The 14337-nt window shown below is 71.7% G+C and carries 12 protein-coding genes and 1 pseudogene; 9 read left to right on the top strand and 4 right to left on the bottom strand.

The features are described 5' to 3' along the window. The first annotated feature begins 57 nt into the window (after positions 1–57). Positions 58–630 (top strand): hypothetical protein, encoded by a 573-nt coding sequence (locus ACFVQ3_RS18135; protein WP_387642066.1) that lies wholly within the window; start codon positions 58–60, stop codon positions 628–630. 138 nt (positions 631–768) lie between these two features. Here ACFVQ3_RS18135 and ACFVQ3_RS18140 read toward each other — a convergent pair whose 3' ends face one another. Next, entirely contained in the window at positions 769–1716 is a 948-nt protein-coding gene (locus tag ACFVQ3_RS18140; protein WP_387642069.1) for an ROK family glucokinase, read from the bottom strand. Between the two features lie 261 nt (positions 1717–1977). Between ACFVQ3_RS18140 and ACFVQ3_RS18145 the strand changes: the two genes are divergently transcribed. Next, positions 1978–3789 carry an AMP-dependent synthetase/ligase gene (locus ACFVQ3_RS18145; RefSeq protein WP_387642071.1) on the top strand — a complete coding sequence of 604 codons (1812 nt, stop codon included), beginning with the start codon at positions 1978–1980 and terminating at the stop codon, positions 3787–3789. Between the two features lie 122 nt (positions 3790–3911). On the opposite strand, the gene ACFVQ3_RS18150 is transcribed toward ACFVQ3_RS18145, so the two are convergent. Then, positions 3912–5531, bottom strand: a complete 1620-nt coding sequence (locus ACFVQ3_RS18150) for an NYN domain-containing protein (protein ID WP_387642073.1) — start codon at positions 5529–5531, stop codon at positions 3912–3914. A 115-nt stretch (positions 5532–5646) separates the two neighbouring features. Between ACFVQ3_RS18150 and ACFVQ3_RS18155 the strand changes: the two genes are divergently transcribed. Continuing rightward, positions 5647–7497 carry a DEDD exonuclease domain-containing protein gene (locus ACFVQ3_RS18155; RefSeq protein WP_387642076.1) on the top strand — a complete coding sequence of 617 codons (1851 nt, stop codon included), beginning with the start codon at positions 5647–5649 and terminating at the stop codon, positions 7495–7497. Continuing rightward, complete coding sequence (locus ACFVQ3_RS18160) at positions 7491–7772, top strand: Lrp/AsnC family transcriptional regulator (protein WP_138824253.1); 282 nt, start codon at positions 7491–7493, stop codon at positions 7770–7772. The genes ACFVQ3_RS18155 and ACFVQ3_RS18160 overlap by 7 nt, the downstream gene beginning before the upstream one ends. A gap of 111 nt (positions 7773–7883) precedes the next feature. Here ACFVQ3_RS18160 and trpD read toward each other — a convergent pair whose 3' ends face one another. Both trpD and ACFVQ3_RS18170 read right to left on the bottom strand, forming a co-directional pair. After that, positions 7884–8942: an anthranilate phosphoribosyltransferase gene (gene trpD / locus ACFVQ3_RS18165; protein ID WP_387642089.1), complete on the bottom strand. Its 1059-nt coding sequence runs from the start codon at positions 8940–8942 to the stop codon at positions 7884–7886. Positions 8943–9025: 83 nt separating this feature from the next. Beyond that, positions 9026–9481: a hypothetical protein gene (locus tag ACFVQ3_RS18170; protein WP_225228503.1), complete on the bottom strand. Its 456-nt coding sequence runs from the start codon at positions 9479–9481 to the stop codon at positions 9026–9028. 336 nt (positions 9482–9817) lie between these two features. On the opposite strand from ACFVQ3_RS18170, the gene ACFVQ3_RS18175 reads away from it, so the two are divergent. The 5 genes and pseudogenes from ACFVQ3_RS18175 to ACFVQ3_RS18195 form a co-directional block, all read left to right on the top strand. Beyond that, complete coding sequence (locus ACFVQ3_RS18175) at positions 9818–10468, top strand: heme-copper oxidase subunit III (protein WP_191792016.1); 651 nt, start codon at positions 9818–9820, stop codon at positions 10466–10468. An 81-nt stretch (positions 10469–10549) separates the two neighbouring features. Next, a complete protein-coding gene (locus ACFVQ3_RS18180) occupies positions 10550–11329 on the top strand; it encodes a c-type cytochrome (protein ID WP_387642080.1) in 780 nt (259 codons plus the stop codon). Next, positions 11326–12357, top strand: coding sequence for a Rieske 2Fe-2S domain-containing protein (locus ACFVQ3_RS18185; protein ID WP_387642083.1), 1032 nt, complete (start codon positions 11326–11328; stop codon positions 12355–12357). Before ACFVQ3_RS18180 ends, ACFVQ3_RS18185 begins: the two co-directional genes overlap by 4 nt. Then, positions 12354–14066, top strand: a complete 1713-nt coding sequence (locus ACFVQ3_RS18190) for a cytochrome bc complex cytochrome b subunit (protein ID WP_387642086.1) — start codon at positions 12354–12356, stop codon at positions 14064–14066. The genes ACFVQ3_RS18185 and ACFVQ3_RS18190 overlap by 4 nt, the downstream gene beginning before the upstream one ends. A 177-nt stretch (positions 14067–14243) precedes the next feature. After that, positions 14244–14337 (top strand): annotated as a pseudogene (locus ACFVQ3_RS18195) (superoxide dismutase); the annotation flags it as partial.

Genomic DNA, 14337 nt, shown 5'->3' on the forward strand with positions numbered 1-14337 from the left:
TCCTCCTTGGTGGCCCTCGCGAACACGAGGCGCTCTTCCGACTCTAGAGTGAACCCCATGGCCGCACCGAATGCAGGACCGCAGGGTGAGAACGACGGGAAGGACGACGCGATCGACCCGACCGGCACCGGACCGACCGACGGGTCGAGCACGCCCCACGACGACCTTCCCGACGTCGAGGCCCGCTGGGCCGACATCGTCGCGGACCTGTCCGACGTGTCCGCGGCGGCCGAGTCCGCGGCCGCGGACGGCACCGGCACCGGCCGTCCGGCGCCCACGGGCCCGCGCGACCTGCACGAGACCTTCCCCGTCGCGCCCTGGGTCCAGGCCCCGGGCCCCCGGGACTGGCCGACGACGCCCGACGTCGAGGACCTCGAGGACGCCGAGAGCCACTTCACCCCGCCGGACCCCGAGATCGGCATGGGGCGCGACCCGCTCATGACCATGGCCTGGGGCCTGGTCGCGGGCATCCCCGTGCTGCTGCTCGTCGGCATGGTCGTGCTCCGCCCCTTCCCGACGATCGTCGCGCAGGTCGCGGGCGGGCTGTTCCTGACGGGCCTGGCGGTGCTCCTCTGGCGCATGCCGCACCGCCGCGAGGACGACCACGCGGGACCGGGCGCCGTCGTCTGAGGGCGCGCTGCGCCGTCGGGCACGGGCCGCCACCGACGCGCCGCGCCCCGCCCGACGACGGCGCTCCCCCGGGAGCGACCGCTCCCCCGCGCGCAGCACGGCCCCGGCCTCACGCGGAAGCCGGGGCCGTCCGGGCGACTAGCTGCGGGCGAGGTCCGCCGCGCCGACGATGCCGGCCTCGTTGCCCTGCTGGGCGAGGTCGATCTGCGCCTCGGGGCGGTGCCCGCGGGCCGAGAGCTGGTCCGCGAAGGCCTTGCGGACGGGCTGGAGCAGGAGGTCGCCCGCCGCGCCCACGCCGCCGCCGATGACGATCAGCTCGGGGTCGAGCAGCGCCGTGACCGACGCGGCCCCCTCGCCGATCCAGCGGCCCAGGGTCGCGAGCAGCTCGATCGCGAGCTCGTCGCCCGCCTGCGCGGCCTGCGTGATCTGGGGACCGTTGAGCTTGGACGGGTCGCCGCCCGCGAGCTCGAGGAGGACGCCGGCACGGTCGGGCTGTGCGATGAGCGCGGCCTGGCCGTCACGCACGAGAGCGCTCCCGGAGGCGTACTGCTCCCAGCACCCCTCGTGGCCGCAGCCGCAGTAGTGCCCGCCGGGCACGACGCGCATGTGGCCGACCTCGGCCGCCACGCCCCAGCGCCCGCGCACGAGCTTGCGGTCGACGATGATCGCGCCACCGAGCCCCGTGCCGACGGTGAGCATGAGCATGTCCGAGGCGTCGCGGCCCGCGCCGAACGCGAACTCGGCCCAGCCGGCCGCGTTGGCGTCGTTCTCGACGACGATCTTGACGTCGTCGTCACCGATGAGCGTGCGGACCTTGTCGGCCAGCGGGTACTCGCGCCACGCGATGTTGGGGGCGAAGAGGACCGAGGTACGGTCAGGGCTCACGAAGCCGGCCGCGGCAAGGCCCATGGCCTCGACCTGGAACTCCTTGGACAGCTCCGCGTAGACGTCCGCGACCGCCGCGTCGATGCTCGCGACGTCGTCGGGCTCGGTGTCGCGACGCGTCTGCGCAAGGATCGTGCCGTTCTCGTCGACCACACCCGCGGCGATCTTCGTTCCGCCGATGTCGACTCCGATGGCATGCATGTCAGGTCCTCACTCACGTAGCGGTCTGGAACTCCCGATGAGAACACCAGCCGGTAACGGTTGTGCACCGCCTCGGCATCGGTTCTGCGTACGTCCGTCGGCTCCGAAGTCCGGTCGCTCCCGGTCTTCACCCAGGTACGGCCTGAAATCTTGCGCAACAGCGCACAGCACCATGAAGAGTACCGACTCGGAGGCGGTCAACGACACTTGCGACCTGTGGGTACTGTTCTCACACCGTCGACTTCTGCCACTGGAGCCAGCATGGACGAGTTCAGCGCACCGCGCATCATCGATGTCGATCCTCTCGACAACCTCAACGACCTCTTCGCGACCCGCGTCGCCGCCGGGCCAGACCTCCCCATGATCGAGGTCAAGAGCGGGCCTGGCGCCCCCTGGAAGACCCTCTCGGCACGGGAGGTCGACACCGACGTCGTCTCCGTGGCCAAGGGCCTCGTCGCACTGGGCATCGAGCCCGGCGACCACGTCGGCATCATGTCCCGCACGCGCTACGAGTGGACGCTCCTCGACTGGGCGACCTGGGCCGCGGGCGCGGTGCCCGTCCCCCTGTACGAGACCTCGAGCGCCGAGCAGGTCCAGTGGATCCTCTCGGACGCCGCCGTCAAGCTGCTCGTCGTCGAGTCCCCCGCGAACGCCGCAACGGTCGCCGAGGTCCGTGAGCAGGCTCCCGAGCTCCGCGACGTGTTCGTGATCGACGACGGCGGGATCGCCGCGCTCAAGGAGGCGGGCAAGGACGTCGGCGACGACGAGATCGCCCGCCGCCGAGGCCTCGCGAACCTCGCCGACGTCGCGACCATCATCTACACCTCGGGCACGACCGGCCGCCCCAAGGGCGCCGAGCTCACGCACGAGAACTTCTACTCGCTGACCGTCAACGCGGTCGAGGCGCTGCCCGAGGTCTTCGCCGAGGCCAACGGCCGGACGCTGCTCTTCATGCCGCTCGCGCACGTGTTCGCGCGCTTCATCGGCGTGCTCGTCGTCGCGGGCGGCACGGTGCTCGGCCACACTCCGGACACCAAGACCCTCCTCGAGGACCTGGGCGAGTTCAGGCCGACGTACATCCTCTCGGTGCCCCGCGTGTTCGAGAAGGTCTACAACTCCTCGGAGCAGAAGGCCGCCGCGGGCGGCAAGGTCAAGATCTTCCACTGGGCCGCCGCGACCGCGATCGCCTGGTCGCGCGCGCTCGACGAACCCCAGGGACCGGGGCTCGGCCTCAAGATCCAGCACAAGGTCGCCGACGCGCTCGTCTACAAGAAGCTGCGCGCGGCGCTCGGAGGCCAGACCAAGTGGGCCGTCTCGGGCGGCGCGCCGCTCGGCGAGCGCCTCGGCCACTTCTACCGCGGCATCGGCGTGCGCATCCTCGAGGGCTACGGCCTGACCGAGTCCACCGCCCCGACCTCGGTCAACCGGCCCACGGCGACCAAGATCGGGACCGTCGGTCCCCAGCTCCCCGGCTGCGGCGCGAAGATCGCGGAGGACGGCGAGATCCTCCTCCAGGGGCACCACGTCTTCCGCGGCTACCACAACAACCCCCAGGCCACGGCCGACGCGTTCGTCGACGGCTGGTTCCGCACGGGCGACCTGGGCTCGCTCGACGAGGACGGCTTCCTGCGCATCACGGGTCGCAAGAAGGAGATCATCGTGACCGCGGGCGGCAAGAACGTCGCCCCGGCCGTGCTCGAGGACCGCATCCGCGCGCACGCGCTCGTGAGCCAGTGCGTGGTCGTCGGCGACGGGCAGCCGTTCATCGGCGCCCTCGTGACGCTCGACCCCGAGGGCCTGCCGGGCTGGCTCGCGATGCACGGCAAGGAGCCCATGAGCGTCGACGCCGCGGCGCTCGACGTGGACGTCCTCGCGGCGCTCGACACCGCGGTGGACCGCGCCAACAAGGCCGTCTCGCGCGCAGAGTCGATCCGCAAGTTCACCATCCTGGCCACCGACTTCACGGTCGAGAACGGCTACCTGACGCCGTCGCTCAAGGTCAAGCGCAACGTCGTGCTCAAGGACTTCTCGGTCGAGGTCGACGCGATCTACTCGGGCGTGCCCGCGCAGTGACCTGAGCCCCCCGCGTGCCCGGACGGCCGGTCCCCTCCCAGGGGGCCGGCCGTCCGTGCGTCGCGACGGACCCGCCGACGGCGACGGTCCCACCCGCCAAGGGTGACGGTCCCCCAGGGGCCTCAGAGCCGCGCGAGCCGCCCGACGAGGGCGGGCGAGCCGATCGCGACCGCCCCCATGGCCTGGACGTCGTCGGCGACCTCGCGGTCGCTCGTGACGACCGCCACCGGCCGCCCCTCGGGCTCCGCGGCGACCAGGCGCCGGATCAGGTGGTCGGCGATCTCCCCGGACGAGAACAGGACCCGGACCCCGCGCGTGCTCGCGGGCGGCATGTGGCCCAGCTCCTGGCCGTCGAAGCAGCACGTGACCTCGGCGCCCGTGCGCGAGGCGATGCGCACGAGCCCGTCGACGAGGCGGCGCCGCTGCTGCGCGAGCGTGAGCGTGCCGAACCCCGTCTTGCTGACGTTGTACCCGTCGACGATCAGGTGCATCTGGGGCACGGCGAGCACGTCGTCGAGCAGCGCCGGGTCGTCGCCCGCGCGGCCGCGCGAGCCCGGTCGCGTCGTGCCGCCCGTGCCGTGCCCGGCGGCGTCGACCTCGACGGGGGCCACGGTGTCGCCCGGGCGCAGCGTGGTCGGGGGGATCCCGAGCTCGCGGCGGAGCCCGACCGCCGCGTCGACGACCGTCTCCAGGAGCAGGCGTGCCCGCGCGTTGGCGAGCTCGGCCCCGGTGTGCGTGAGCGTGCGCGCCTCGTCGCGGGCCGCGTGGGCACGTTCGAGCGTGACCGCGGCCTCACGTCGCTCCGCGGCCGCCAGGGCGGCGAGCGCCTCGGCGGCCTGTGCGCGTTCGTCGGCGTCGGTGCGGGCGGCGCGCGCCTCGGAACGGGCACGGTCGGCGTCCGAGCGCAGCCTGCGCTCGGTCCGGCGCAGGCTCGCGAGCTCCGCACGGGCCTCCTCGAGCGCGGCACGGTCGGCCGCGGCGGCGCGCTTGGCCGCGTCGAGCTCGGCAAGGGCCTTGTCGCGCTCCGTGACGGCTCGGTCGACCTCCTGGGACCGGCGCGCCTCGTGCTCGCGCTCCTGGGCGTCCTGGTGCGCTCGTTCGAGGTACCTCTCCCAGCCGTCCGGGCGCAGCAGGAACGCCCCGACGGCCAGGTCCACGGCGTCTCCGGCACTGTCCCGGGCGGCCGAGGGCGCGGGGGTGGCTTCCGCGTCCTGCCCGACGGCGTCGCTCCCCCCGGGCGCGGACGTGCCGTCGGGTTCCCGGCTGTCGGACGCGACGGACGCAGCGGACCCGGCGGTCGTGCCGGCAGAGTCGGCACCCGGGGCGGGAGCGGCCTCGTCGTCGCCCGGCCCGGCCGACGTGCCGGGGCCGGTCGTCGCGGTGGCCGCGGTGCCGTCGGGCACGAGCTCGCGCGCCTCCCCCGGGTGTGCGGCGCTCCACGCGGCCGCGACCGCGGACCGGAACGACGGGCTCGTCTCGAGCGCCTGCCAGAGCGGGACCGCGCCGGACGCGGCGCGTCGGCGCGGCGCGAACGTCCTGACGCGGCGCAGCGCGGCCGGGACCGTCGCGCTGGGCCATGCACCGAGGGTGCGGGCGGCCAGCTCGAGGAGCTGGGTGCGGACCTCGGGCGGGACGGGCGGACGCGGGAGGTCGCCCTCTGGCGGCGACCCCGCGGACTCGCCCGGGAGCAGGTCGGCCGAGCGCGGCGCAGCGTCCTTGTTGTCCCGACTCGTCCCATCCATGGGTCAACACTACGGGCCGACGGGGCGTCGGGTCCCGACGACGCGGCGCGGGTGCGCAGCGCGTCCTACCCGTTCGCCGCCGGGCGTGTCGGTGCCCCCGGGTACGTTCGGGCCCATGCCGTCCCCGACCGCCGCAGCCTCGGCCGCTCCCCCGCAGCTCTCGGTCCGATCATTCACCCCCGACGTCGCCCCCGGGAGCACGCCCGTCCAGCTCGGCCTCGACGAGCTGGGCACCCCGCTGCAGGACGTCACGTTCGTCGTGGTGGACCTCGAGACGACGGGAGGCTCGCCCGCCTCGGCGGGCATCACGGAGATCGGCGCCGTCAAGGTCCGCGGCGGCGACGTCCTCGGCGAGTTCCAGACCCTCGTCAACCCCGGCACGCCCGTCCCGGCGTTCATCGCCCGCCTGACCGGGATCAGCACCGCGATGGTCGCGACCGCGCCCCCGATCGAGGCCGTGCTGCCCTCCTTCCTCGAGTTCTCCCGGGGTGCGGTCCTGGTCGCGCACAACGCGCCGTTCGACATCGGGTTCCTCAAGGCAGCCGCTCGCGGCGCGGGCTACGACTGGCCCGGCAACCAGGTCCTCGACACGGTCCCCCTCGCCCGGCGCGTCGTGACACGCGACGAGGCCCCCAACCACAAGCTCTCGACGCTCGCCGCGCTCTTCCACGCGGCCGTGACCCCCGAGCACCGGGCGCTGGCCGACGCGCGCGCCACGGTCGACGTCCTGCACGCGCTGCTCGAACGCCTCGCCCCGTTCGGCATCACCCACCTCGAGGACCTCGCGACCGCGACCGACCCGGTCCCGCCGAACGTCCGGCGCAAGCGGACGCTCGCCGACGGGCTCCCGGACGCACCGGGCGTCTACCTGTTCCGCGGACCGGGCGAGGAGGTCCTGTACGTGGGCACGTCGACCTCGATCCGGCGCCGGGTCCGCAGCTACTTCACGGCCGCGGAGAAGCGCAGCCGCATGACCGAGATGGTGCGCATCGCGCACGCCGTGACGCCCGTCGTGTGCGCGACCGTGCTGGAGGCCCAGGTCCGGGAGCTGCGGCTCATCGCCGAGCACGCGCCGCGCTACAACCGTCGCTCCAAGTTCCCCGAGCGCATGAGCTGGGTGCGTCTGACGCGCGAGCACCACCCGCGGCTCTCGATCGTCCAGGACGTGAGGCCCGACGCCGCGCACATCGGCCCCTACTCGTCGCGGCGCCAGGCTCAGCAGGCGATCGACGCGCTGCACGACGCGCTCCCCCTGCGCCAGTGCACGCCTCGCCTGCCGCTGCTGCCCGCACCGGGGGCCAGCGCGTGCGCGCTCGCCGAGATGGGGCGGTGCGGGGCCCCCTGCACCACGGCGCAGGAGCAGCACGGCTACCCCGCCATCGTGGGACGCGCACGGGCGACGCTGCTCGCGGACCCGAGCGACGTCGTCGAGCCCCTGACCGCCCGGATCGCCGCGCTCGCCGCCGACGAGCGCTACGAGCAGGCCGCCGAGGTCACCGCGCGGCTCGAGGCGTTCCTGCTCGGGGCCGGGCGCGCGCAACGCCTCGGGCCGCTCGCGGAGTGCGCCGAGCTCGTCGCCGCCAAGCCCCTCGACCGGGGAGGGTGGGAGATCGTGGTGGTGCGGCACGCGCGCCTCGCGGCGACCGGGGTCTCGGCTCCGGGCACCGACCCGTGGCCGACCGTCGAGGCGCTCGTCGCGACCGCCGAGGAGGTCGCGGCGCCCGTCGCCCCCGCGCCCGCCTGCCACCCGCACGAGGCCGAGCTCGTCCTCGGCTGGCTGGAGCAGCCCGGGGTCCGGCTCGTCGACGTGACCCACCCGCTCGCCTGGCCCGTCCGCTCGGCACGCGCCTTCGCGGACCGCGACCGCACCGCGCAGCGCGTCGCCCAGCACGTCGAGGCTAGATTGGACCCCGGCCCGTCGGACGACGAGCCCCGCGCCTCGGACCCGACGGAGGACCCATGCTGACCGCGATCGTGCTCATCGACACCGAACCGAACCTCATCCCCGAGGTGGCCTCGCAGGTCGCCTCGCTCCGCGGTGTCAGCGAGGTCTACTCGGTCACCGGGAAGGCCGACCTCGTGGCCATGGTCCGCGTCAAGGAGCACGACGACCTCGCCGACGTGATCGCCGACCGCGTCAGCAAGATCGAGGGCGTGCTGCGCACCGAGACCTTCATCGCGTTCCGCGCGTACTCGGACGTCGACCTCGAGCAGGCGTTCGCCCTGGGGCTCGACGACTGAACCCACGCACGAGGGCGGGGCGCGGACGGTGTCCCGCCCGTGCCCCGCCCTCGTCCGTCGCCCGATGAGCCCGGCGAGCCCGGCACCGGGCGCACCGGGCCGGGCGCGTCCTCACCGCGTCGAGGCGGCGACCCAACGCTCCAGGACCCCCGCTGCCGCACCCGAGTCGACGCTCGTCGCCGCGTGCGCCATGCCCGCGCGCAGGCGCTCGACGAGGGTCCCCTCGGCGGTACCGGGCAGGCTCGCGTCCGCGACGAGCGCGGCCGCGGCGTTGAGCAGCACGGTCTCCCGGACGGGTCCTGTCTCGCCCGCCAGCACGCGACGCGCGACCTCGGCGTTGAACGCCGCGTCGGCCCCGCGCAGGTCCTCGACAGAGATCCGCTGGAGGCCCAGCTCGGCCGCGGCGTCGAGCGACCGGGTCGTGACGGAGCCGTCACGCACCTCCCAGACGGTCGAGGTGCCGGTCGCCGCGAGCTCGTCGAGGCCGTCGTCCCCGCGGAACACGAGGGCCGAGGTGCCGCGCGACGCGAAGACGCCGGCCACGAGCGGGGCCATGCGCGCGTCGGCGACGCCGACAGCGGTCGCAGGGGGTTGGGCCGGGTTCGTCAGGGGCCCGAGGAAGTTGAACGCCGTCGGGATCCCGAGCTCCTTGCGCGCGACCGCCGAGTGCCGGAACGAGGGGTGGAAGACCTGCGCGAAGCAGAACGTGATGCCCACCTCGTCGACCAGCTGCGTGACCCGCTCCGGGGACTGGTCGAGGCGGATGCCCAGGACCTCGAGGACGTCCGCCGAGCCCGACGACGACGACGCCGCCCGGTTGCCGTGCTTGACGACGCGGACGCCCGTCCCGGCGATCACGACCGCGGCCATGGTCGAGACGTTCACCGTGTGCGCACGGTCGCCGCCCGTCCCGACGATGTCCACCGTGGGGCCCTGGACCGTGAACCGGGTCGCGTGCGCGAGCATCGCGTCGGCCAGGCCGCGCAGCTCGCCCACGGTCTCGCCCTTGGACCGCAGCGCGACGAGGAAGGCCGCGAGACGGACGGGGCTGACCTCTCCCGACAGGACCATGCCCATGGCCCACGCCGTCAGCTCCGGGCTCAGCTCGTGCCCGGCGATGAGCTCGGACAGGAGACCCGGCCACGACGGCGCCGTCTGCTCAGGCACCAGGGAGACGCCCTGGGGTGCGAGGACGGACGGGACGGTTGCCGGAGTGCCCGGTGTCGTGGTCACGGGATCTGCCCTTCATGAGGTCATTCGATCAGCGAGACGATCGCTCGCTGCAGCTCGATCGCGTCGAACGGCCGGGGGACGGCCTCGTCGGCGAGCGACCACGATGCTAGCCAACCGTCCTGGGGCCTGCCGGTGAGGACCAGAACCGGCGGGCACCGGAAGATCTCGTTCTTGAGCTGGCGGCACAGTCCCATGCCGCCGGCCTTGTCGGCCTCGCCGTCGAGGACGAGGAGGTCCCACCCGCCGGCGTCGGCCGCGGCCACGACCGCGGTGGAGGTCGCGACCTCCTTCCAGACGATGTCCGGTGCTCCCGCCCGGACACGACGCCCGACGGCGAGGCGCACCTGCTCCCGCACCGTCACGTCGTCGCTGTAGAGCAGGATGTGCGGCGCGCGCGCGGCCTGGACCGGCCCGACCTCGGACAGCGTGTCCTGCTCCGGGTGGGTGGTCGTCAGGTCGCTCGTCGTCGACGTCATCGTCGCCTCCTTCTGGGTCGGGTCTCGTCCGGTTCCGGTCGAGCCTGCTCGTGCCTGCCGGTCGTCCGGTGGGAGACCACCGCGATCGCCGAGCCGGAGGCACAGCACTCCTGGGAATCTTGGCACGTCACGGGCCCGGGCGACATCCTCGCGCGCCGGGGCGGACGCGGGTGTTCCAGGCCGTGGTCACGACCCCCGAGATACCGCCGTTTCATGGCACTTCAACGGGATCCGTCATGAAGTGCAGGGCTTGGTGGGAGAATCTGGAGAGTTTGTGAGATTCGCCGCGCGCCACCCCCCGATCCAGTGGTCCAAATCGCTCCCGGGTCGGCCATAATGGCTGATGTGTCGACCGCAACGGCTGCCCCCCACGCCCACCAGCACGTGAGCGTCAACCGACCGAACCCTGTCTCGGTCGGGACGATCGTGTGGCTGGCCAGCGAGCTCATGTTCTTCGCTGGACTGTTCGCTATGTACTTCACCGCTCGATCGGTGATACCCGCCGAGGAGTGGGCCTCTCAGACCGAGAAGCTCAACATCCCCTTCGCCGTGATCAACACGTCGGTCCTGGTGCTGTCCTCCGTGACGTGCCAGCTGGGTGTCCTCGCGGCGGAGCGTTTCCAGCCCGTCCGCACCGGATCGATCTTCCAGGTCAACCGGTGGGGGATGAACGAGTGGATCACGCTCACGTACCTCATGGGTGCGTTCTTCATCGGCGGTCAGGTCTACGAGTACGCCGAGCTCGTGCACGAGGGACTCACCATCTCGTCGCACCCCTACGGCTCGGTCTTCTTCCTGGCCACGGGCTTCCACGGACTCCACGTCGTGGGTGGTCTGATCGCCTTCCTGTTCCTTCTCGGTCGGTCCTTCGCCGCCAAGAACTTCGGGCACCACGAGGCCACCACCGGCATCGTGACGTCCTACTACTGGCACTTCGTCGACGTCGTGTGGATCGCACTCTTCTTCGTGATCTACATCCTCCGCTGACGCGGTGACGCCCGCGGCACCGATGCCCGGACAACCACATCTGCCCCCTGCACCCCCCACTTGCGAGACGAGGATCATTTCGTGAAGGCACTCGCCGCCCGCAGGCACCACCGCTTCGCACCGGTCGTGCTGCTGCTGCTGGCGCTGCTGGTCACCGGCGGCGTCTACGCCGCCTTTGCCCCGAGTCCAGCCAGCGCTGACAGCGCCAGCACCGAGGACATCGAGACAGGCCAGAAGCTTTTCCAGGCGAACTGCGCCACCTGCCACGGCCCCAGCGCCGAGGGATCGGACACCGTCCCGTCCCTCGTCGGCGTCGGAGCGGCCGCTGTCGACTTCCAGGTGTCGACCGGTCGTATGCCCATGCAGATGGAAGGCCCTCAGGCCATCCAGAAGCCGCGCCAGTTCGACGAGGAGCAGACGGCGCAGCTCGCTGCGTACGTCGCCTCCCTGGGCGCCGGCCCGGCGATCCCCACGGACGAGCAGGTCGACGCCTCGCTCGGTGACCCGTCGAACGGTGCTGCGGTCTTCCGCACCAACTGCGCGATGTGCCACAACGCCGTCGGTGCGGGCGGTGCCCTCTCCGAGGGCAAGTTCGCCCCCGCGCTGTGGGAGACCTCGGAGCGCAACATCTACCAGGCGATGCAGACCGGACCGCAGTCCATGCCGGTCTTCAACGACATGAACGTGACCCCCGACGAGAAGCGCGACGTCATCGCCTACCTCGTCGAGCAGCGCGACGGTTCCGCCGGTGGACTCGACCTTGGTTCTCTCGGCCCCGTCAGCGAGGGCCTCTGGGTGTGGATCGTGGGCATGGGCCTGCTGATCGGCGCCGCTGTGTGGATCGGAGCGAAGTCGTCGTGAGCGACAACCAGAACTCGACGGACCTGACGAAGCAGGACGGGCACGAGCTCGACCGCTTCCAGGATCCGGGAATCCCGGCTCACAAGAGCCGGATGGCAGACCGTGACCCCCGGGCCGCCAAGCGTGCCGAGAAGCAGGTCGTGATCCTCTTCACGATCTCCATCATCGGCACCATCGGCATGCTGGTCGCGTTCTTCGCGCTGCCCGAGGACACCTCGATCGCGGGGATCCGGACGGCGAACCTCGTCATCGGGCTCGGCCTGGCCTTCTCGCTGCTCGGCATCGGCCTCGCCGCCGTGCACTGGGCCAAGACCCTCATGTCGGATCACGAGCACGTCGACGAGCGGCACGGCCAGCGCAGCTCGGACGCCGTCCGCGCCGAGGCCGTGCAGGCCCTCACCGAGGGTGCGCAGGACTCCGGCATCGGCCGTCGTGGCGTGCTCAAGGGCGCGGTCGTGACCGCCCTCGCGCTGTTCCCGCTCGCGATCGCTGTTCCCCTCGTGGCCGAGGTGGGTGGAGACTGGAACGTCAACAAGTTCCGTCACACCCTCTGGAAGCCCAAGATGCGCCTCGCGCTCGACCCCTCGGGCCGCCCGATCAAGGCCGAGGACGTCACGATCGGCAGCGCCTTCCACGTCATCCCCGACGTGCCGGAAGAGGTGCGCACCTCGCACGAGTGGATCTCCGAGAAGGCCAAGGCCATCGTCCTGATGGTGCGTCTCGACCCCCGCGACCTCACCGAGGCCGAGGACCGCAAGGACTGGTCGTACGACGGCATCGTCGCCTACTCCAAGGTCTGCACCCACGTCGGTTGCCCGGTCGCGCTCTACGAGCAGCAGACGCACCACCTGCTGTGCCCGTGCCACCAGTCGACCTTCGACGTCGCGGACGGCGCCAAGGTCGTCTTCGGCCCCGCCAAGCGGCCGCTCCCGCAGCTGCCGATCACCGTTGACGACGAGGGCTACCTGATCGCGCAGAGCGACTTCCTGGAGCCCGTCGGACCGAGCTACTGGGAGCGCCTCAAGTGAGCACCAGCACCGCGGGACCCGCTGAAGCGACCGCAGACTATCTGGACCAGCGGACCGGCATCGCCGGGGCCGTCAAGGAGTTCGCCCGCAAGGTCTTCCCGGACCACTGGTCGTTCCTCCTGGGCGAGATCGCCCTCTACTCGTTCGTCGTCCTCATCCTCTCGGGCTTCTTCCTGACGATGTTCTTCGTGCCGAGCATGGGCCTGGTCACGTACCACGGCGAGCCCGCCACGATGGACGGCCAGCTCATGTCCGAGGCCTTCGCCTCAACGCTGCACACCTCGTTCGAGGTGCGCGGCGGTCTCCTGATGCGTCAGATCCACCACTGGTCGGCCCTGCTCTTCATGGCCGCGATCGTGACGCACATGATGCGCGTCTTCTTCACCGGCGCGTTCCGCAAGCCGCGTGAGCTCAACTGGATGGTCGGGTTCCTCCTGATGATCCTCGGCCTCGCCGCCGGCTTCACGGGCTACTCGCTCCCTGACGACGTGCTCTCCGGCAACGGTCTGCGCATCACCGACGGCGTGGTCAAGTCGATCCCGATCATCGGGTCGTACATGTCGTACTTCATCTTCGGTGGCGAGTTCCCGGGCGAGCACATCATCCCGAGGCTCTTCACGCTGCACATCCTCGTGGTTCCCGGCCTCATCCTGGCGCTCGTGGCCCTCCACCTGTTCTTCGTCGTGCTGCACAAGCACACGCAGTACCCGGGTGGCGGCCGCACCAACGCCAACGTGGTCGGCTTCCCGCTGTTCCCCGTGTACGTCGCCAAGGCCGGTGGCTTCTTCTTCGTGGTGTTCGGCGTCATCGCCGCGATGGGCGCCACGATGGCCATCAACAACGTCTGGAACTACGGTCCGTACGACCCCTCCCCCGTCTCGGCCGGTGCTCAGCCCGACTGGTACATGCTGTTCCTCGAGGGCTCGCTACGACTCATGCCGGGCCAGACCGAGTTCGTGATCGCGGGCTACACGCTCTCGCTGAACGTCCTGATCCCGGCGGTCGTGATCCCGGGTCTGCTGTTCACGTTCCTCGCTGTCTACCCGTTCCTCGAGGCGGCCGTGACCAAGGACAAGCGCGAGCACCACGTGCTCGACCGTCCGCGCAACGTCCCGGTCCGTACGGGCCTGGGCGTCGGCTTCCTGACGGCGTTCATCATCCTGGCCCTCGCGGGTTCGAACGACCTCATCGCGACGCACTTCCACCTGTCGATCAACTCGATCACCTGGGTGTTCCGTGTGCTGCTCTTCGTCGGCCCGGTGATCGCGTTCTGGATCACCAAGCGCATCTGCCTCGGGCTGCAGCGCAAGGACCGCGAGCTCGTCCTGCACGGTCACGAGACCGGTCGCATCGTGCGCTTCGCGCACGGTGAGTACATCGAGGTCCACCGTCCGCTCGACGACCAGGAGCGCTGGCTCCGTGTGAACTACACGGCGCACGCTCCCCTGGAGATCGAGCCGGCGACCGACTCTCGCGGTGTCCGCCGCAAGGGCTACAAGAAGGACCGCCGGATGCAGCGCCTGTCGCGCTTCTTCTACGAGGACCGGGTCGAGCCCGTGACCCCCTCCGAGGTGGCGGCGTCCCACTCGCACGGCGAGCACGACGCGCTCGGCGCCGCGGAGACCACGCACGCCGTGGAGTCCGGCTCCGCGGTGGGCGGCGGCAGCCACATCGTCAGCCCTGACGACACCGGCACCACCAAGCACTGACCGCTCCCCCTGCGGAGCACGACGACCCGTGAGACGGACCGGCACCAGCCGGAACATCTCACGGGTCGTTCGCGTTCCACGGGTGTCGTGTTCGCTCGGTTTAGCACCGGCCGAACCTTTCGCCACAGTTGTCGCACCGTCCGCTGTGCGGCGCACCGATCCAGGAGGCATTCCGGCATGGCTGTCTACACCCTTCCCGAGCTGTCGTACGACTACGGCGCACTCGAGCCCCACATCTCCGGCCGCATCATGGAGCTGCACCACTCCAAGC

It is taken from the genome of Oerskovia sp. NPDC057915 (assembly GCF_042887685.1).
In the GTDB taxonomy this organism is placed as follows: Bacteria; Actinomycetota; Actinomycetes; order Actinomycetales; family Cellulomonadaceae; genus Oerskovia.

What these genes read in the sequence shown, in the direction of transcription:
- ACFVQ3_RS18135 (WP_387642066.1), top strand. Translation starts at nt 58, where the DNA reads ATGGCCGCACCGAATGCAGGACCGCAGGGTGAGAACGACGGGAAGGAC.
- ACFVQ3_RS18150 (WP_387642073.1), bottom strand. Translation starts at nt 5,531, where the DNA reads ATGGATGGGACGAGTCGGGACAACAAGGACGCTGCGCCGCGCTCGGCC.
- ACFVQ3_RS18170 (WP_225228503.1), bottom strand. Translation starts at nt 9,481, where the DNA reads ATGACGTCGACGACGAGCGACCTGACGACCACCCACCCGGAGCAGGAC.
- ACFVQ3_RS18145 (WP_387642071.1), top strand. Translation starts at nt 1,978, where the DNA reads ATGGACGAGTTCAGCGCACCGCGCATCATCGATGTCGATCCTCTCGAC.
- ACFVQ3_RS18140 (WP_387642069.1), bottom strand. Translation starts at nt 1,716, where the DNA reads ATGCATGCCATCGGAGTCGACATCGGCGGAACGAAGATCGCCGCGGGT.
- ACFVQ3_RS18175 (WP_191792016.1), top strand. Translation starts at nt 9,818, where the DNA reads ATGGCTGATGTGTCGACCGCAACGGCTGCCCCCCACGCCCACCAGCAC.
- ACFVQ3_RS18155 (WP_387642076.1), top strand. Translation starts at nt 5,647, where the DNA reads ATGCCGTCCCCGACCGCCGCAGCCTCGGCCGCTCCCCCGCAGCTCTCG.
- ACFVQ3_RS18160 (WP_138824253.1), top strand. Translation starts at nt 7,491, where the DNA reads ATGCTGACCGCGATCGTGCTCATCGACACCGAACCGAACCTCATCCCC.